Here is a 19,448-nt window from a genome sequence, read left to right on the forward strand (position 1 = left end):
AATGGAACTATGGTTCCACTTTGACAGGTTCAGACAACTTTCTCGTGGGCGTTTAAAGGCTGTGACCTAAGAATAAGCAAAAACTACCATTTGAAGTGAATGTTCGCTGCGGAAAATAATCTTCTGTAGCAGCGCCATTTTGATCATTGTAGGCGAGTGAACAGTTACTCCGCGTTCGCAATACTTCAAATGGCTTTTTACTATATTCTTCCGCATCCTTCTTTTTAATGCATAACTATATATTTTTCGTAAAAAAACGACCTCCAAAAGTCAGATTTTTAGGTCTAACTTTTTGGGGGCCGTTTCAGTTTGTCAGAAAAGAGAGCAAACATCTATTTCGGTCGTTACTTTATGTAGATCTTATATCTTTCCGCTATTCTCTTTTGATGATCAATATCATCCAAGATCAGGTCCTGGCGCTGGTCCTGTACTGAACAGGTGTCATGCCGTATTTCTTCTTGAAGAGGCGGTTGAAGTGCTCAACGTTCTGATAACCTGAAGCTTCTGCAACCTTTTCTACCTTCATATTGCCGTTTCTTAAAAGAGATGATGCCTTTTTAAGACGTACCTGCTTTACATTTTCACCAAAGGTCTTGCCTGACTTATCCTTGATATACTTGGACAGGTAAGGCTTGGAAAGGTAAAACTGTCTGGAGAGGTCATCCAGGGTCACGCTCAGGTAATTGTCCTGGATATAGGTCAGTATGGCATTGATCCTATCATCGCTGCCATCCAGCAGGTTCTGTACCTGCTCCAGCTGGTTAACAGCTACACAGAGAGCATTAACAGAGGATCTGATGATATCTTCATCATTGCCTACGCCCCAATATGTCTTGCCATCCTTGGTAATGCCTACATAAGTGATAGCCCTGGAAGAGGAACCTCTGGTAAGAGCGTGCTCTTCATAGCTGGAAAGCTCATAGGTCACGTCAAAGAAGCTCTTTAATGCGTTGCTGACAGCATCCAAACGGCCATTACCGGATGCTTCGATCACATGCTCTTTGCCTCCCTGAAGAATGGTCAGTTCTGTAAGGATGCCATCTCCCTGGCGGAAATGACACTCATTTACCTGGAATACAGAGTGGTTATTTACATACTTAGCCACAAACTCATCACGGATACGATCGGGAGTCAGCTCAGCATGCTCTCTATCGGAAATATCCTTCATAGTATAGGATACGTCCGCCTGCATCTCTTTGGGGATGGTCAGGCCGTATTTGCTCTTGAGGATGAAGCTTACGCCGCCCTTGCCGGACTGGGAGTTGATACGGATAACGTCACCATCATATTCTCTGCCCAGATCCTTGGGATCCACAGGAAGATAGGGAACTGTCCACATGCCGTTGTCCTTGCCCTCATTTCTCCAGCTAAAGCCCTTGGCAATGGCATCCTGATGAGAACCGGAGAAAGCTGTAAATACCAACGCGCCGGCATAAGGCTGTCTCTCATAGATCTGCATCCTGGTCAGACGCTCATAGGTCTCACCCACTTCCTGGATATGAGAGAAGTCAAGCTTGGGATCTACGCCATGGGAGAACATATTGACAGCCAGAGTCACGATATCTACGTTACCTGTACGCTCACCGTTTCCAAAGAGTGTACCCTCTATTCTGTCAGCACCTGCCAGGAGGCCCAGCTCAGCATCGCTGACGCCGGTTCCTCTGTCATTGTGAGGATGAAGAGATAATGTAACGGCATCACGATATTTGAGGCTCCTGCTGATATACTCAACCTGAGTAGCGAATACGTGAGGCATGGCAATCTCAACAGTGGTAGGTATATTGATGATGACCTTGTGATCCTGAGTAGGCTTCCAAACATCCAGAACTGCGTTGCAGACTTCCACTGCATAATCCACTTCTGTGCCCGGGAAGCTCTCTGGAGAATATTCAAATGCAAAGTTGCCGCTGGTCTCCTTGGCAAGCTTATCAAGGAGCTTGGCACCTTCTACGGCAATCTTCTTGATCTCAGCCTTGTCCTTGCCAAATACCTGCTCTCTCTGAGCTACTGATGTTGAGTTATAAAGATGTACAATAGCCCTGGGAGCTCCCTTTACAGCCTCAAAGGTCCTCTTAATGATATGCTCTCTGGCCTGGGTCAGTACCTGGACGGTAACGTCATCAGGGATCATGTGCTTATCAATAAGTGTACGTGCAAATTCAAACTCAGTCTCTGATGCTGCAGGGAAACCGATCTCAATCTCCTTAAAGCCAAGCTTGACAAGCATGGTAAAGAACTCCAGCTTCTCTTCCAGACTCATAGGCTCGATCAAAGCCTGATTGCCATCTCGAAGATCAACACTGCACCAGATGGGCGGATGATCTATATAATCCTTCTTAACCCAGTCATAGCTGCAGACCGGGGGCATAAAATACTGTCTCTCGTACTTCTGATAATTCTCCATCACAACTACTCCTTTTGCCTTATAGATGCCCTAATTTTTTTGCCATATTGGAACCCTATAAATTATTTGGTCCGTTCCATACCAAAATCCGCTATACATGTTTAAATATATAACGGATTTATTGATAATAATTATGATAACATCCAAAAAGAAATAGTGTAGTGATAGATTTAATCACTTTGGTTGATATTTTTTAATCTCTATATCTGGTTAAGAGTTCCAAAAAGGCCTTGCAGCCGTTTTCTGTCTGCTCCATACAAAGCTTAAAATCCCTTGTATACCAAGGGTCTGCAATGTCTCCCTGCTGGCCTGCATAGCTTCCAAGGAGGTGGACCTTGTGGCCCAGATCCTGCCCGCAAATGCGACCAATCTCGGATACATTCTCAGCATCAAAGCAGAGAATATAGTCCCAATTCCAGTACTCATCACTCCTAAGGCGCCTTGCTCTCTTTTTACTGCAATTGATCCCTCTCTCTTCGAGTAGCTTTTTGACCGGAGGATATACTCCGTTTCCAATTTCTTCTGTTGATGTGGCTGCGGATTCAATATAGATATCCTTCTCAGTCCATCCTTTTCTTGCTGCAATATCCCTGAGGAGATACTCTCCCATGGGGGATCTGCATATGTTGCCGTGGCAGACGAATAAAATTCTTATCATTTATTTTGACTCCTTAAAATTCTGAGTTATTCCCTGTAATGTGCACCGTTGCGGGATAAAAATTGTGTTCACATATCACGGTGACAGAACTATAATATCACAGTTTGTGTAATAACTACGAATATCTGGGAAAATCATGGACATGAAAAGTAGTCAAAAAGTAGTAAGGCGTGGTTGGGATTATGAGATATTCCGAAAATTTAATCTAAAAAGCAGCATAGATAAGTCATCTATGCTGCTTTTTGTTTATCATTTGATGTCAAGCTCAGGCGGCTCGTCCAGGTTCTGGGACACGTATTTGCCGTCCTTCTTGCGCTGTTTGACACATTCAGTTAAAAGATATTCTATCTGTCCGTTAATTGATCGGAAGTCATCCTCAGCCCAGGCAGCAATCGCATCGTACAACTTCGCATTTAGTCGCAGCGGAACCTGCTTTTTTTCTGCCATATCAGTAGAGGCTTCCTGAGTTAACTATTGGCTGTGCATCGTGATTGCCACACAGAACTACGAGGAGGTTTGAAACCATCGCTGCCTTGCGCTCCTCATCCAGGTTCACGATATCTTTTTCATTAAGTCTCTCAAGTGCCATCTCAACCATTCCAACAGCTCCGTCAACAATGAGCTTTCTTGCGTCTACTACTGCTGAAGCCTGCTGCCTCTGAAGCATTGCTGCAGCGATTTCAGGAGCATAAGCAAGATATGTGATCCTTGCATCCACGATCTCGATACCAGCGCCCTCAACCTTGGACTGAATCTCTTTCTTGATCCTGTTAGCAACGACCTCTGTAGAACCACGAAGGCTGCCATCATCTGCCTGTCCATCACCGGTTGTATCTACATTCTCTGTGATGTCGTAAGGATAAAGCTTAACTACGTTACGTACTGCAGAATCGCACTGAAGTGAAAGATACTCTTTGTAGTTATCTACTGCAAATACAGCCTTGGCTGTGTCTGTAACCTTCCACATAACAGCTACTGCAATCTCTACTGGATTACCAAGGATATCGTTGACCTTCTGCTTGGAATTGCTAAGGGTCATAACCTTTAAGGAAATCTTCCTGCTTCCGCCATTCTTAAGTTCGCCTGTTGTTCCGATCTGGCCACCACTTACAACGATACCAGAAAGTCCACTCTTCTTGTTATCGGAGATATCTCCGCTCTGTCCAAGCTTGGTGTCTGCTGCAGGGTTGAAGGCTGTGCAGAACGGATTTACAAAAAAGAATCCATCACCCTTAAGGGTTCCTACATACTTTCCAAAAAGTGTAAGAACAAGAGCTTCACCAGGCTTAAGGACCTTAAGGCCAAGGAATAAGATCCAGCCAAAGGCAAGATACAGAATAGATGCAATAAAGAGTATTGCACTTCCATCCTTGTCTTGATCGATGCCAGCACCACCAGATAATACTCCTATGAATGCCAGTAAATAAAGCGCTATTGTCAGGATCATCATTACAATCCCGTTCTTGTGGCCACTAATAACCTTTTCTTTGATGTTTTCGTTCATGACTGTTCCTCCATTTTCTGTCTGACCAGCCGCACTATTGCGGCATTTGCATGATGTCATAAAGTGTTGTGAATTGTTTTGATATCATTATGATATCATTAATAATCATTTTGTCAACACCTTGAAGCAGCATAGATAAGTCATCTTTGTTTATTTTCCTGTGTTAGCATCTAGCTCCTTTAATGTAATACCATCCGCTGTTTTCCACTCAATATTCCCATTTGCACTAGACCCGCAAACAAATGCAGCTGCTCCAGATGGAGAATTAAAGAGAATATACTCTATCGGATAACCCACGCCCGAAACCTGCAGCTCATACTCTACCTTCATGTTCTTTCCTTCATCCATATCCTGTTCTTCATCTAACTTCCTTCATCCAAAAACCGCAGTTTTCGGACTACTCTCCTTTCTCTGATAAAAAATATTGATAGTTTCGTTATGCCTCTCCTTCACGTGCACCTGATTTTGGGCATAAAATTAGACCAGTAAGTACCGGACGTTTCCGGCCTTTGCTGGCCTATGTAAAAAACCCCTATACAACAAAAGAACATCCCCCCAAAGACTGTTCATCCACATCTTCACAGAATCTGCACTATCTCTGTCTTTCTTTTCAATGTTTCTGTAAAAGGTGTTTGCAACAAAATCCGCAAGTTGAACAAGCTTTTCATTCTTAGAATCTGTATAACTTGCAGAAAACTTATAACATATTGGATTCTTAATCGTTAATTGCTGATTCAGATACTCTTCCAACTGCTCTATGTAAGATTATTCTATTTAATTTGTGAACCACAACAAAAACTATTTACCTAGTCATTAAAGGGATATAATTCTTCATTTTCTTATTATTTACCCTCTTAAACGTCAAATAAATAATTCTCCCTTAGACATAAATTCATCTATTGCTTTATCAGTATCACCAAGAAGTTTTTCCCACTCTTCATCAGTAAGATCTCCGAGGTCCTTATCACCACCATGAGAAGCAAAGAGATTTGCGTTCTCTTCCAGCATTTTCAGAAGAACTGATGAATCAAACGTTTCACCTGTCTGTTCTTTATGTCATCATAACTTCCATCAGCCTGTTTATGTGAGAAAGAAGCTGCTCTGCTCCAAGTGTACTTACTCCCATCATCTGAAAGTTGTTTATGGAGCCATTCAGCTCTGACAGATAATTCTTTTTCTCAAAGATATCATAAGGGGCTACTCCATCTACTGCCTGCATAGCTTCATCTGCAATACCCTCAGTGTCACGGATATACGAGCACAATGCGGCAAATTCTGTAAAATCCGAATCTGTCGGATTCACTTTATAAGGATCGATCTCTTTTGAGAACTCATTGCCGTTTTCATCTGTTCCGGTTGCAGTATATTTCCTGCTGTCTCCCATCACATCAATCCTTATCTCAAACTTCTGCATCACGCCTTGATAAGAATAGGCTGTTTTGCCATCAGCAAGTTGCGTTGATGTCATTCCTGAGTTCCACACATTTGCTGTTATAACTCGTGTATATCCTTTCTTTGCAGGCTCTTCTTTTGCCAGGGCATCTACTACTTCAGAAGAATCTTCATCTTTTTTGATGACAGCACTCTGGAAATCATTGTTCCCGAAAGTCTGATTCGAATAATAGTGGGCACTCTGTGAGTAATAATAGTTTCCGTTTGTTATTGTATTTGACATAAGCGTTCCTTTCTGCGGTTCATCTGTCAGTCAGAACCGCTCCACGCTCCGGAAAGGGCCAAGTGGTCAATTGATTATCAGTTGCGGCGCTTTGCTCTTTACTTTCACCCTCCTTCATAAAACAAGGATTTTGCTCCTTAAGTGCCATACAACATTTTTCTATGCTCGATAGCCTTTTCTGTCAGCTGTTTATTAAGATTCTGCTTTTTCTGATAATCCTCAAGCTGTTTCTTCTGTCTCGCTGCTCTCTGAGCCCGGCGTCTTGCATTATCATTGTTGTTATTTCGTCTGCTCCTTTGAGAGCTCTCACTGCGCATTTTCTCAAGGACTTCATCCAGCTTTTCAGCAGCACTCATAAGTTCTGATTCACGGCCTTTAATCGCGAGGTCCACGTGTTGGATAGTTCCGGCTGTACCGTCTTCTTTCAGGAAAATACCCGTTTTTCGTACCTTTCCATCAAGGACACCATCCTCACCCTCAAGAGTAAACTCAGTATTTTCTGCTCCCAGGAAAATGGCACCAACTCCGGATTCTTTGAGGCTCTTCATCTCATCTTTTCCATCATCTGTTTTGCTCCATACTTTGAGTTTTTCAAAAACCTCATCATTTTCATCAATCCAACCGTTGCCGTCAGTATCGTACTCTGCCAGGTCCCTAAAGCCGTCACCGCTCTTTACTCCAAACAGTTCAGTGCCGTCATTTATTTTTCCATCATCGTTCTTATCAAGAGCCAAGAATCCGCTCCCAGCCTTGGTCATGGAGATCTCATCCTGCTTGCCATCTGCATCCAGATCAAACTTGAATTTCTTATCACTAAGCCCTGATGTCTGTGCAGTGGTATTGATAATAAGTGGATCAAAAAGGTTATCCAGTGGTGATGACATTGCAATAAAAGTATCACGTTCTTTCTTCCTTGCCATGCTTACATCAACATCAACCTTGATCTCTCTGCCATCTTCAGTCCGTACCTTAACAGTTCTTCAACCGCTCTCCTAAGTACTCCATCAAATACAGGCTGCGAAACGGGTTTCAGCAGATAGTCATATGCATTAACACCGAAAGCATCTCCCATTCTGTCCGGAATCCCGGTAACATATATAATCAGTGGTCTGGAAGCGCGCATACTTCTGCCATTATTTTCTACTCTCTTCCCAAGTTCTCTGGCAGTGTCAATGCCATCAGCCCCTCCCATTGCAATGTCCAGAAATAGGATATCCGGATTTACTCCGGCATCAATATCATTAAGTAGCTCTTCACCGGAAGAGTATTCTTTTATTTCTGACTTGTATTGACTTTTTGAAAGCCAAGCGGAAAGCAGATTCCTGACAACTTCCTCATCATCGCATACTGCAAAACGATATTTATCCATTTGCGCTTGCCTCAATTCTCTTTAGCTCATCGGTATGCTTAAATAACGCAAAAATGCTTAGCACGGACATCCATGTAAGCATTTTCCCTTAAACTATGTATTTATAATATCATCATGAATAATACTCTTTATATATTCATGTCATGAATGGACGGATTATTGTAATGAATGGACATTTATATCTGGCTATCTACGGTACTACCTTTAACATCATTTGAAAGAAGACTAAGCTTATTGAGGATATTTGTGATTTCGGAATTAACAGCATTCTGCGTATCCTCCATGGATGCACCTTCAGAAATAATAGTTCTCTGGGCTTCCTCTGCTCCCATACTGTCAGCTTCTGCACGTTCTCTTCTGGCAATGGCCCGCTTAGTATCAGCACTGGTCCTATTACTCTCTGCAGCGTGTTCCTTGATATTCTCTAGCATTTCCTGCTGCATAGCTTCTTTTTCGAGCTTCTTTGCTTCTTCCTTCTTCTCTTCTTTCTTCTTTTCGGCAGCTTCCTTGGCTTCTTCCTCACGTTCCTTCTGCTCTTCATCAACATGGTCGACTGCTTCCTGTGTCAAAAGAGCTATAGCCTCTTCGCCCGCGGCTTCCATTATTTCTTCAGCTTCATCCTGAGCTTTCAGCATATCCTGTGACTTAGCTCGTTCTCTTTTCATATCTGCATAGCCCTGAACATTTCCCATCTGCTGAGCTTTTGCCCTATCTATATCAAGTGAATTCTGCTGATTCTTCGCAACATAGTATAAAGCCTGCTGCTGGTACTCGGACATCTGACTCTTTTCCTCATCCGAGAGTCCTTCTTTGGAATGATTTGCTTTGAATGCAAGCTTTGAAAGTTCCTTGCTCTCCTCACCGTCAGGATCAATTCCATATTGTTCCTGTAACTCTTTTAACCTGGCGTCATTCGCCATCGAATCAGCAGTCTTTTCGTTTATCACATCCTGAAGACGCTTTATCTCATCTTTAATGCCCTGCATCTGAGCATCCAGCTTCTTCTCGCCGCCAAAAGCATCTGACACAACCTTAAGTGCCTGCTTTCTTGCAAGGCCCTGTCTCTGCTGAACAAGACTTTCACCCTTGAGATTAGCACCGGATACTGAGGACAGATTACCACTCTTATGAGCGGTTTTTCCCGCACCTGCGGCAGTCCTGACATTATCCTGATTTTGAAAAGGATTTATTTGAACATCCGTGTTCTGTTGTATCCTCATAGAGCACCTCCACCTGCGATAAATCTGACACTATCATGTATCATGCATAGTTATGGTTTTCTATTTGTATATCGGCAAAAAATAACTTTTAGTCAAGCTCTGACATCAAAACTGCCATTTGGATTCACAACCGTTTTCTCTGCCAATTTTCTGGAAAACTGTCAGATCTTCAAGATCTTTACCCTGCAGCTCCATAGAATAAAGGTCCTCTTGCGATTCCATAACTTGCGTGTACTATATTCCTTTCCAACCGCAACATTATGAAACATTACGATATTTGCAATGTTTCCTCAATCAATAGATGTTAATAAAAGCACCCTGCTTCTGCAGAATGCTTTCATATCATCATCGGGTAGTCCACCTTCAAAAGGTGTAAATCTCTTTTCCGTACAACTCGCTTATTCATTGGCGACAGCCACACAGCGAAAAAGCCGCAGGCTTTCGAGCGGTCAAGCCCTATGCCTCCTTTCAGTTCAGAATCTCATGCACTCTTTCCTGTACCATTTTACTGATTAGTTTTAATCTATCCGATGCCTTGTCCCTATATTCAGAAAAATCCGTTAAAACATCAGTATCTTTTTTAGATTTATTCCTTTATTCTTCCAATAAAAAAGGCAACATATAAATTGGCATGAATAAAGTCTGTCCGTCATTAGAAATATCTTTCTGCGAAAAGATATAAGGCCTGGAAGTTATTTTAGAATATTTTTCGCAAAAAACATCAATAGACTTATGTGAAGTGGTTGCTGATGATTTTATCTCGATTGGAACTACTTTTTGTTTCTGCCCTATCAAAAAATCCATTTCATAATAATGCGTACTTCCATCCTTTAGCCATGTGTGATAGCACAGTTCTCTACCGGAAGCCGCAATCATCTGAGCAGCCACATTTTCATACAGATAACCCAGGTTAGCAGGCAACTTATCCGATAGTAGTTTTTCATACAGTATATTCTCTGCTACAGGTCTGTCAATAAACATAAGTGTTACAAATAGGCCTGTATCTGCAATATAGAGTTTATAACTGTCCAAGTCCTTTGTGCTGGATAAACTTATATCAGGCTTTGTTATATTGTATGATACTAGTACTGTCTGAGAATCGATCACATCATACAATCTCTCCAAATCCCTCTTCTGAGTCTTTTTACCTGTTGCACTCGAAATCACATAACGCTTTTTATTCTGCGACAACTGTGAAGGCACATCCTTATATATTCTCGAAGAAAGACCTGAGGCATCTATTTTCCTAAAGTCATCCTCATAAAGACGAATGATGTTTCGCTTAACTTCATCTATCTCTCTAAAACTCTTTTTTTCAAGATAAGCCTGTACAGCTTGGGGCATTCCACCCACTGCCATATACATTCTGAAGTCACGCATCAGTTTTCTGTTTACAGAATTACCTATCGCTGTCTTTTTGTCATAGAAATCTTTTAACAATCTATATGTTTCATTCCCAGTTGCCCACAGAAACTCTTCATAATCCAGCGGATACAATTTGAGTTTCATCTCTTCTGAAGGAATCAGAATATCCTTTACGTTTTTCTTAATTGATATCAGAGATCCAGTCTCTATGTAATCATATCTTCCATCAGCTACCATATACTTAATAGCCTGCCTTGCCCTAGGGTATAGCTGAACCTCATCAAAAATAATAACTGAATCTCTATTTATAAGCTGTACGCCTGTAATTGTCTGAAGCCTAAGAAAAAATCTGTCCAGATCCGCTATATCGTCAAAGCAGTCCTTGATATTCTTCGATGCTTCTGAAAAGTCTATCAATATGTAGGATTTGTATTCATTTTTTGCAAATTCCTCTACCAGAGTACTTTTTCCCACACGTCTGGCACCTTCTACAAGTATCGCATACCGTCCGGCATACTTGGTCTTCCATTCAAGCAACTTGCCATATAGTTTTCTTTTAAACACTGCCATTATGCACCTCCTGGCAAATATAAATCAAAAATATCCGTTCTGCCAAGATTATTATACGCATTTTTATCCGTTTTGCCAATATTTTCTTTCAACTAATTATCCATTATACTTGAATATTTTGGAAGCAGAATATCTATTTTGCCAGGTTTTTGGCATCAGAGATCGTTTTTTAGCCATATCGGAGCCGATTTTAACTGTTACTATAAAGGTGCAAATGAGGTGCAAATCGGATGATAAAGAATTCAGAAAATGCTTTAATCATGGGGTTTTAGCGCTCAAGTCGGTACGTTGCCGTGGCAAATGAATAATATTCTTATCATAGGGAAAACTACTCTCTACGGAGAGTGTGACAATAACCGTGGTGGTTGAAGCAAGAATCCCATCAAGCTTTAGCTTGTGGGAGTGTCAACAAGTTCATCCATCCATATATTTACACAGGCATCAGATGGCATCCTAAGATCGCCTCTGGGCGAAACGGCCACTGATCCGACTTTCGGTCCGTAAGGAAGGCAGCTCTCAGATCATTATCATCAGTGGTATCTGCATAGTACTGCACCAGATATCTGACCAATGATTTTGGAACCGAAGTATTCACCGCATACATCGACATATGGCCAGAATCTCTTATCATATCATTTACTGCCGGTGACCAAACAGCCAGCTGAAAAGTCCAATATTCCTGGTCCCTATGGTGAAGCTGGCTTTCTTACTACCGGCTGCGCCCGTTCCGTCACCGGTGATGATGATGGAAGCCTTTCCCCTGTTCACGTTGTTTACGTAGCTGACTGTGTACAGATCAGAAGGAACCTCTGTCCAGACTTTGCCCTTCTTTATCAGCACACGTATCCGGGGCCTTACGGCCTTACCTGTGTATTCCTGCTTGCCAACTGCTATATCCTTGCCCTTGGCACTCTTATTTTGGGCAACGATCTTTGCTTTTGACAGGTTATAGACATTCCCATCAGCCTTTATCACATGATAGCTTGTGCTTATCTCCTGAGCCTGGTATTTGCCTTTGCCTATGATCTTCACACTTATCTCTTTGGCCTTAGTATCAGCATCAAGGGTGAGCCTGGTCTTAGAAGTCAGCTCCTTCTCTCCGTCATAGTATTTTACGGTGTAATTCCCTGCCGTAAGCAGTACTCCGCCTATTGATACCATAGGCGCAGACAGATATTTGCCCGGCCCTGAGTATACCAGATCAGCTGATACTGCCCTGGCCCCGTCAAACGCTGCAGGCTTAATGGTAAAGGGCTTATTCCTGATCGCAGCATGTCCCTTGTAATTACCTATAAAGGTCACGGTAAACCTGCCCTTGCCCACGTTCTTGTTATTGCTATAAGAAAGCTTATAATCCTCATTTGGTCTGAGTACTTCCTTGCTGTCATCAGACTTTGTCAGGGTTACTGTAACGGCAGGCCTGGCCCCGCTCTTGCTATACAGTATATCTGCATCAGGCTCTGTTAGTTCAGCTGTGATCACACTGGTCTTATCAGGACGGATCTTAAAGGTCTTTGTAACATCACCAATATAATCTCCAAGTGCTTTAACGCGAACAGTAGCCATGCCCGCTGACTTATTAGACTTATAGGTCACTGCATAATCTATGTCTTTTATCAGCGGAGTCTTAGACGAGCCGGCTGTTACAGTCAGCTCTCCGGGTGTATCCGGACCGGCATATGTCAGCACTTGATCTTCTCCGTTATAGATATGTGTGCCTGCCTTTAGCGTCACCTTGATAGAAAGTTTTTTAAGATCCGCAGCCTTTATCACCTTGACGCTGATGTCCTCAAGCCTTCCGGTAAAATTGCCTTTGCCGCTGATGCTAACCTTGGTATCTTCCCTGATAGCCGCCTTATTACTAAGCAGCATATCTGATTTCTTTAGCTTGTAATCGCCGTATTCTATTACAGGGCTTAATTTTTTGCCTGCCTGCACCCTGAGCTGCTCAGGGACTGACAGATTGCCCTTATCCCTTAGCACTGCAAGATCAGCCTGCAAAATATAGAATTTCAAAAGCTTCTTTCCGGAGAAATTACCTTTTCCGGTCACGGTTATGGCGGCTGCTCTGCCCTTGGAGTTATAGTTTGTATTATTGCTGTATTTAACTGTATAGTCGACGCCCTCAGTAAGGAAGCCTCCGGAGCCAACTACCTTGATGGGAGGCTTTTGTGCATATCCATTATAGACAGTTTCGTAATGCTCTGTCACAGGGTTATAGCATAGGCCATCATATGGATCCGAAGACAATCTATCAAAAAGAACGCTGAATGACCCTTCCGGAAACTCACTAAATACGCCCTTTATACAGGTGTCATCAAGCACAGGAAAACGATATACAAGGTCAGTTGACAATAGCTTGTCATCAATATACCAGCCTGTAAAATAGCTGTCCTCTTCAGGCACAGCTGTCACCTGACAGAATTCTCCGGCATAATACTGACCGCCGCCTTCCACGCTACCGGGGCCATTAGAAGATGTCTCAACACTTAGAGATACAAGATTTTCTCCGCTCTGGTCTATGTCAGGAACAAGGGTATTTCCGGCCGGGTCTTCCACAATTGTATCTTCACCATCGGCTATTATGTTAACAGTCTCACCTTTCCTAACATCTATCTGAAGGTAACTCGTAAGCTCTTCAGCAGAGATATTTTCTCCTGAATACCTCATGCTTGTAATTGTAACATCACCATCATCATAAGCTCTGGCTTCTACCCTATAGTTATCATCAGAAGGGAGGATGACCACCTTTTGTCCATCATCATCCACAAAAGTCCCAATACCATCTTCAATATCTACAGGGTTATCCGCTACTATACGGCCCACTATATTATCCCTGCTATCACGGACTGTAACATCAACGGGACAGTTGATCACAAGCGTTTCTGACTTACCCAGCTCAGAAGCAGCAATGTAATCAGATAATTCAAGACTATCAACCCAGGCAAGGGTAAGCTCAGGATAATGATCAGGTGCAACATATGCAGCAACAACAACGTCCTCCATTAAGCTTCTGCCCATGGCGACTACACCTGAAGTGATCTCAATCAAATCCCAAATATTTAAAACCTTACTGAGAGATTTTGTTTTGATAAGGTCATATATTTTATTCTGACATTGCTTCACATAATTAATATCACTTGGGATCCTTTGGATGAGATCATCCAGCAATCTCTTGTTAGCATAATTAACAAAGGTATTTTGGCCTTTTTCGTAGCAGCAAAGCTGCTCCCGTAGCCTTTCTTCAGATCCCTTTTCTCCCAGTATATCCCTATAGGCATCTCGCATTTTTTTATAGTTCTTTTTGAAAGTGCTTTTACGGATATTTCCATCATCAATATAATAGCTTGTGCCAAATCTGCCATATTTCCAGCCACTAGCATTATTAGGTGCAACAAGGGGTACCAGATCTACCAGATTTATAATATTGACAATATTCTTATACTTTGCCAGCCTGTCTTTGGACCATACACTGGCTCCCATACTGTTTTTGGGACATTCAAAACAAAAGGCATAAACGTTATCAGCTGTTATACCTTCAATTGCCCCATCATCAAGCTTCATCGCAGTAAGGTTAGAAACTGCAGCGGCCCTGCTGTAGCCGCAAATCCAGACCTTCACTTTGGACTTGTCATCATATTCCTGAAGATGACTTTTCAGCCTTTTTATCACTTCCTCAGATGCAATATTAAAACCATTGTGATGCCCTGTCTGCACACCACTTGCTCCATCCCCTACATTGCAGTTTCCGGCCCACTCATTCTTATAACCGCCTCCGCGGACAGCCACCATTACCAGTGTGTATTCTTCATCACCTTTTTTGATCTGCCTGCTGCCAATAGCAGTTCCTATAGTATCCCCATCGGGATTCACATACTGAATATCTTCTTCCTCAAATTGGAAGTCCAGCTTCTTCATAAGGTCCTTGATAAAAGAAGCCCGAAAATCAGTACCAGTATAGGTATCAGGATCCATTGCAGCCATCGCTACACGCAGGGACGTTCTGATCAGACTATTCTGAACAGTGCTGCTGGGTTTAAAAAAGTCTCCAAGATCCGCATCAATAGGATAGGTTCCCACTTCTACGCTGCTTTCAGAAGCTGAAAGTGGGAATTTAAATGTCGTTCCGCTATAGTCAAGTTTTTCTATATCATAGCTATTTTGGCTTGAAGACAAGATAAAAGATACATATATAGTGTGATCCCCGGTTACATTTTCAAATGTATATTCCCTGGCATCTCCTAAAAATACCTCGCCGTCTACAGTGTATGACCATACAATATAGCCGGGATCCGGAGTGAAGGTGAAGGTCTTGTTTTCTCCCTTGCTGACATTTACAATTCCAGAAGGGCTGATATTTCCGCCTTTTCCTGCTGATGCATCTATACTAAATTCTGTAGAACTATCTTCACCGCCTGGGTTATATGCATTGTAGTAAACTTTGGCTTTCTTAAATATGTCATTTCCATCTTCAACAGTGATTACCGTATATTCTTTGGCATCTCCTTCGTAGAAAACTTCTGCAGCCTCGGATATACCACCAAACGCGCTATCCCCAATGTATGTCACAGATTTAGGAAGATTAATACTCTTAAGTTTACGACAATTACAAAATGATTGCTCACCAACACTTGTCACAGAATTAGGAATATCAATATTTGTTATTTTACATCCAAAAAAAACGGCATATTCAATACTAGTCACGGAATTTGGGATGCTGATACTCGTCAAATTATTGCAATCCCCAAACGCTCCACGCTTAATGCTGGTCACAGAATCCGGGATATCAATACTTTCCAAGCCAGTGCAACTCCTAAAAGCATTATTCTCAATGCTTGTCACAGAACTGGGGATACTAATAGCCTGCAGACAACTGCAACCGTCAAACGCAAATTTCCCAATGCTTATCACAGAATCCGGAATTATAGTATTCTTACATCCCGTCACTAACTGATCTGTAGTTGAATCTATTATCGCATTACAATTGTTTCTGCTGTCAAAAGATGGATTATCTTTATCAACCACTATAGTGTTAACTGATGAACATTCTTTAAAAGGATTGATACCAATGCTCGTCACAGACTTGGGAAGCTTGATGCTCGTTAGAAAACAGCAATCATCAAACGCATAATCCCCAATACTCATCACAGAATCCGGAATGTCAATACTTGTAAGCCCATGGCACATCGAAAAAGCACGATCCCCTATGCTTGTGAGGGAATTAGGTAGTTCTATACTCTCTAGGTTATAGCAAGAAGCAATGGCATACTCGCCAATGCTGGTAACAGAATTAGCTATCTCTACGCTGCTTAGACTCTTGCACAGGTATAAAGCATTATTGCCGATGCTTGTCACGCCTTCGCCAATGAACGCAGAAGTAATATCATCTCTTTGGTTATACCAGGGCATAGTAGTAGAACTATAATTATACATCTGACCGCTTCCGGAAATGCGAAGTGTGTACTCATCTCCATTTTGCGACAGAGTCCAAGTCACCTTATCGCCACATTTTCCACTAGATACGATAGTATCTGTACCATTTTCTGATAGCAGTTCCGGTTTTTGGGCATTCTCTCCCAGATCATCTGCTATTTCCTGACTTTCAAAAACAGCTTCAGAAGAGCTATCATCTGCTTCCAATGGTGTTTCTAATGATGCATCTTCTATGTCGGCTTCGCCTACAACAGTGCTTTCATCTATATTGAGACCGCTGTTTTCATCAGCTTCTATAATTGCACTTTCTAAATCAGCAGCATAAGAAACATTTCCATTTCCCCATTCTGTGCTTGCCAGTATCGCACCTGCCAGCAATACTGCCAATAGTCTGTTACGGATCATATCTATCCCCCTTAATTATCTTGTATCCATCCAGAGTATTATAATAGCTGCACATAATAAAAGGAAGCCCGTATGATATGATCCCGGATCATATAAACAGGCTCCCTCTTTTCTTTGACATACCGGCAGTTTAGTAGTTTAACCGTTTGATGCTGTAAAACCGCAAAATATATTTAAATTTTTCTAATATTATTATCCAAGCTTCTTGCCCTCTATGATCATAGACAGAGGAAAATTGGTATGATCCAGTGCGGTAAAACCGCCGCCAATATCATAATCAAACTCTTGAAGGCCAGTGATGACAATTTCGTTATTACACATTCCGGATATGATCTCAGACATGGAATGGGTAAAGTCGGTAAAGGTCTTGGAATGATAGCTTTTCTGTGTAATGTAATACATGCCTTCATTTCCTATCCATTTATGATCAAAGTATGAAAAAAGGCATTCCTTTCTATGCTCCGGGTCAAATTCCGGATCAGATTCCGAGGCAAGCATGTTGGTACAGGGGTGCTGCTCGTTCAGAAAGATAAGCGCTCCCGGCTTCATAGTCTTTGCAACTATCTCAAAGAAGCGGTTTAGATCTTCAAACCAGCACAGTGCTCCAATTGTAATGATCACAATGTCAAACTGATCATCATAGCGATCATCAATATCGTAAATGTTTATGGCTTCAAAGCTACAGGGAAGTTTTAATTCTTTTGCTTTTTCATTGGCAAAAGCCACCTGATTTTCTGCAATATCAAAGCCTATTCCCTTTGCGGCTCTTCCGCTTTTAACCAAAGATAACAGCTCACGGCCGTTATTACAGCAGAATTGTCCGATTGTCTTGTCTTCACAGTCAATGCCACGCAGGATATCAGCCATTTCTTTTTCAAAAAACGGATACTCTTCCTTCGGTATGCGCTCTGTTATATCAACGCCCCAGGACTCAGCTCTGTTATCAAAAGCCTCTTCCCAGGCCTCTTTATTACCCTGGATATAGTTTTCCATGAAATCTCCCTTCTTAATATGGTCTCTTGGGGACGGGGTTTGTGGACCATGTCGGAATACATCCCTGTATTCACGACATAGAAGTGCATACTTTATTTATACATAGTGGATATCCACTGATCCAAATATGGAGCTGATGTCCATTGTCAGCTCCATGGGAGAATCGACAGCGGGAGTCTGGCCGTATTCATTTATGGAGCCAAATACCATGCAAGGGTCGAGCCTGATCTTGTATCTTGCAGGAACATAGAGGTCTACCTTGCCGAAGACGTTGCTGGCATCCAGCGCGGCCTTGTTATCTTTTAGATCAACTTCCTCCAGATGTATGGTCAACGCACCAAAAACATTGGAGATATCTAGTCTTTTGAGACAGCTGTTTCCAAGATATTTTGTGTGCTCATTGAATACATTGTTGATATCAAATATGCCGCTTCCTGTGTCACTGTCATCACTTTCTGTGCTATCAATATAGACAGCAGCTTCTTTGACAGAGTTGTGGACAAGAATGGGAGCGTATTCGCCAGCGCCTGCGGAGGGGTATTTTTTTACCTTGGGGAAGATCAGGTTAAAACCTATTGTGGCCAGAAAAGCTGCTCCCAGGATGGTAAGAGTGGAGAGCTTGGCCAGTCCCAGCATCTCCTTATTGACGATCACCAAAAAAGCCAGTGCAAATATGATTTTGCCAAAGCTCCTGTCTATGATGCCCTTGATCAGCAGCACCAGTATGCATACGTTTATTGCTATGTCCCATAAGCCAAAGGACAGTCCGCTGTGGTTTCTGGTCAGTAGACCTGCTGCAGCAATTATGAGCAGCAGTCCCATTAGTAGATTCTTGTTTTTCATTTTGTGGTCTCCTTCTTATTTGTCTGAATATGATCGTTCTTTTGCCTGTTAAGAGGTGTGTATTTCTTTGAGCCTCTCCATTACTGCCTTGTAATAGCTTCTGGATATGTAGGCTATCTTGTTAGAAGCTTTGAACTCCACCGAACTGGACGATGTGAGATTCCTGTTTATAGAATAGATGAGCCTCAGGTTGATGATGCATGATTTGGACACTCTCATAAAATCCAGTCCCAGCATCCCTTCCAGCTCATAGAGCTTAAAGGGGGCTTCGAATATCCTATCCCTGCTGTGGGCGTACACCTGGGGCCCGTCAGACTCGAAATAGTAGATATCCTTCACCGGGACGTAATAGCTGGTCCCTGATTTATTCAGATTGAGTACTCTGCGTCTGCTCGAATCCTTCTCCAGATACTGCTGCAGCTTCATGATATTTTCATCAAGCTTTTTGCATTTGATGGTGATCTCCGGTTCGGTTATGGACGGATCTGTTTCGATTATTATTTTCATCGTTTTTCCCTTGGTGTGATCCTTTATATTGAAAAAGAATGCTTTAATGGCCTATTTGCATACTATCTTGTATTGTTTATACAAGAAAGTATATTTATGATATACCTCCTTGTAAACAACTTTACAGCAAGAGGTCAATATTTGCCCATAAGAGGTATGGTCTCTTGGGGACGGGGTCAATGCCATTTAGATAAGGATTTCCCGTCCCAATCCTATAGTTACAATTAAATATATTACTGAAATCATAGGTGAAATACCCTCTGATTTTTTTGCAGTTTTCTGCGAAAACTGCTTGACAAGTCAGCCAAAAAATGTTGCCGCGCCTTGATTATAAGACATTTTTACGGAGGTGCTGACATGTCATTTACTGTTACTGAAATACGTCAAAATCTATTCTCGGTGTTTTCATCCCTATTGGAACGAAGGGATGAATTCTTAAAAAATCCATCTTCCGATTTTACCCGGAAAAAGAAGATATCGTTTGAGCAAACCATGCTGTTTC

General features: G+C 42.1%; 17 protein-coding genes. All 17 read right to left on the reverse strand.

Annotated elements, in window-relative coordinates:
- Positions 1-406 precede the first annotated feature (406 nt).
- The 17 genes from G636_RS0107735 to G636_RS0107820 all read right to left on the reverse strand — a co-directional run bounded on the left by G636_RS0107735 (position 407) and on the right by G636_RS0107820 (position 18,946).
- Positions 407-2,404: a 2-isopropylmalate synthase gene (locus tag G636_RS0107735; RefSeq protein ID WP_026507578.1), complete on the reverse strand. Its 1,998-nt coding sequence runs from the start codon at positions 2,402-2,404 to the stop codon at positions 407-409.
- Between the two features lie 193 nt (positions 2,405-2,597).
- On the reverse strand, positions 2,598-3,062 hold the full coding sequence (locus G636_RS0107740; protein ID WP_026507579.1) for a low molecular weight protein-tyrosine-phosphatase: 465 nt from the start codon (positions 3,060-3,062) through the stop codon (positions 2,598-2,600).
- A 249-nt stretch (positions 3,063-3,311) separates the two neighbouring features.
- Complete coding sequence (locus tag G636_RS0107745; RefSeq protein ID WP_026507580.1) at positions 3,312-3,509, reverse strand: PTS ascorbate transporter subunit IIC; 198 nt, start codon at positions 3,507-3,509, stop codon at positions 3,312-3,314.
- 1 nt (position 3,510) lies between these two features.
- A complete protein-coding gene (locus G636_RS0107750; RefSeq protein ID WP_026507581.1) occupies positions 3,511-4,554 on the reverse strand; it encodes an SPFH domain-containing protein in 1,044 nt (347 codons plus the stop codon).
- A 162-nt stretch (positions 4,555-4,716) separates the two neighbouring features.
- A complete protein-coding gene (locus tag G636_RS0107755; RefSeq protein ID WP_026507582.1) occupies positions 4,717-4,914 on the reverse strand; it encodes a DUF4357 domain-containing protein in 198 nt (65 codons plus the stop codon).
- Between the two features lie 129 nt (positions 4,915-5,043).
- On the reverse strand, positions 5,044-5,316 hold the full coding sequence (locus G636_RS21260; protein WP_026507583.1) for a DUF3800 domain-containing protein: 273 nt from the start codon (positions 5,314-5,316) through the stop codon (positions 5,044-5,046).
- A gap of 111 nt (positions 5,317-5,427) precedes the next feature.
- On the reverse strand, positions 5,428-5,574 hold the full coding sequence (locus G636_RS20275; RefSeq protein ID WP_155832346.1) for a hypothetical protein: 147 nt from the start codon (positions 5,572-5,574) through the stop codon (positions 5,428-5,430).
- Positions 5,575-5,617: 43 nt separating this feature from the next.
- Positions 5,618-6,241, reverse strand: coding sequence for a hypothetical protein (locus G636_RS0107770; RefSeq protein ID WP_026507584.1), 624 nt, complete (start codon positions 6,239-6,241; stop codon positions 5,618-5,620).
- Positions 6,242-6,378: 137 nt separating this feature from the next.
- Positions 6,379-7,161, reverse strand: a complete 783-nt coding sequence (locus G636_RS17790) for a hypothetical protein (RefSeq protein WP_051226713.1) — start codon at positions 7,159-7,161, stop codon at positions 6,379-6,381.
- A gap of 2 nt (positions 7,162-7,163) precedes the next feature.
- Entirely contained in the window at positions 7,164-7,610 is a 447-nt protein-coding gene (locus G636_RS17795) for a LytR/AlgR family response regulator transcription factor (protein WP_051226715.1), read from the reverse strand.
- A 176-nt stretch (positions 7,611-7,786) separates the two neighbouring features.
- Complete coding sequence (locus tag G636_RS0107790; RefSeq protein ID WP_026507585.1) at positions 7,787-8,830, reverse strand: hypothetical protein; 1,044 nt, start codon at positions 8,828-8,830, stop codon at positions 7,787-7,789.
- A gap of 594 nt (positions 8,831-9,424) precedes the next feature.
- On the reverse strand, positions 9,425-10,765 hold the full coding sequence (locus tag G636_RS0107800; protein WP_035779174.1) for an ATP-binding protein: 1,341 nt from the start codon (positions 10,763-10,765) through the stop codon (positions 9,425-9,427).
- 430 nt (positions 10,766-11,195) lie between these two features.
- Complete coding sequence (locus G636_RS19910; protein WP_330363932.1) at positions 11,196-11,396, reverse strand: hypothetical protein; 201 nt, start codon at positions 11,394-11,396, stop codon at positions 11,196-11,198.
- 5 nt (positions 11,397-11,401) lie between these two features.
- Positions 11,402-16,603, reverse strand: a complete 5,202-nt coding sequence (locus G636_RS21050; RefSeq protein WP_051226717.1) for a leucine-rich repeat protein — start codon at positions 16,601-16,603, stop codon at positions 11,402-11,404.
- A 192-nt stretch (positions 16,604-16,795) separates the two neighbouring features.
- Positions 16,796-17,596: a class I SAM-dependent methyltransferase gene (locus G636_RS0107810; RefSeq protein WP_035779176.1), complete on the reverse strand. Its 801-nt coding sequence runs from the start codon at positions 17,594-17,596 to the stop codon at positions 16,796-16,798.
- A gap of 96 nt (positions 17,597-17,692) precedes the next feature.
- Complete coding sequence (locus tag G636_RS19500; RefSeq protein WP_081668320.1) at positions 17,693-18,439, reverse strand: LiaF domain-containing protein; 747 nt, start codon at positions 18,437-18,439, stop codon at positions 17,693-17,695.
- Between the two features lie 48 nt (positions 18,440-18,487).
- Positions 18,488-18,946 (reverse strand): LytTR family DNA-binding domain-containing protein, encoded by a 459-nt coding sequence (locus G636_RS0107820; protein WP_026507588.1) that lies wholly within the window; start codon positions 18,944-18,946, stop codon positions 18,488-18,490.
- Positions 18,947-19,448 lie beyond the last annotated feature (502 nt).

The organism is Butyrivibrio sp. MC2013, from assembly GCF_000424585.1.
Classification (GTDB): Bacteria; Bacillota; Clostridia; order Lachnospirales; family Lachnospiraceae; genus Butyrivibrio.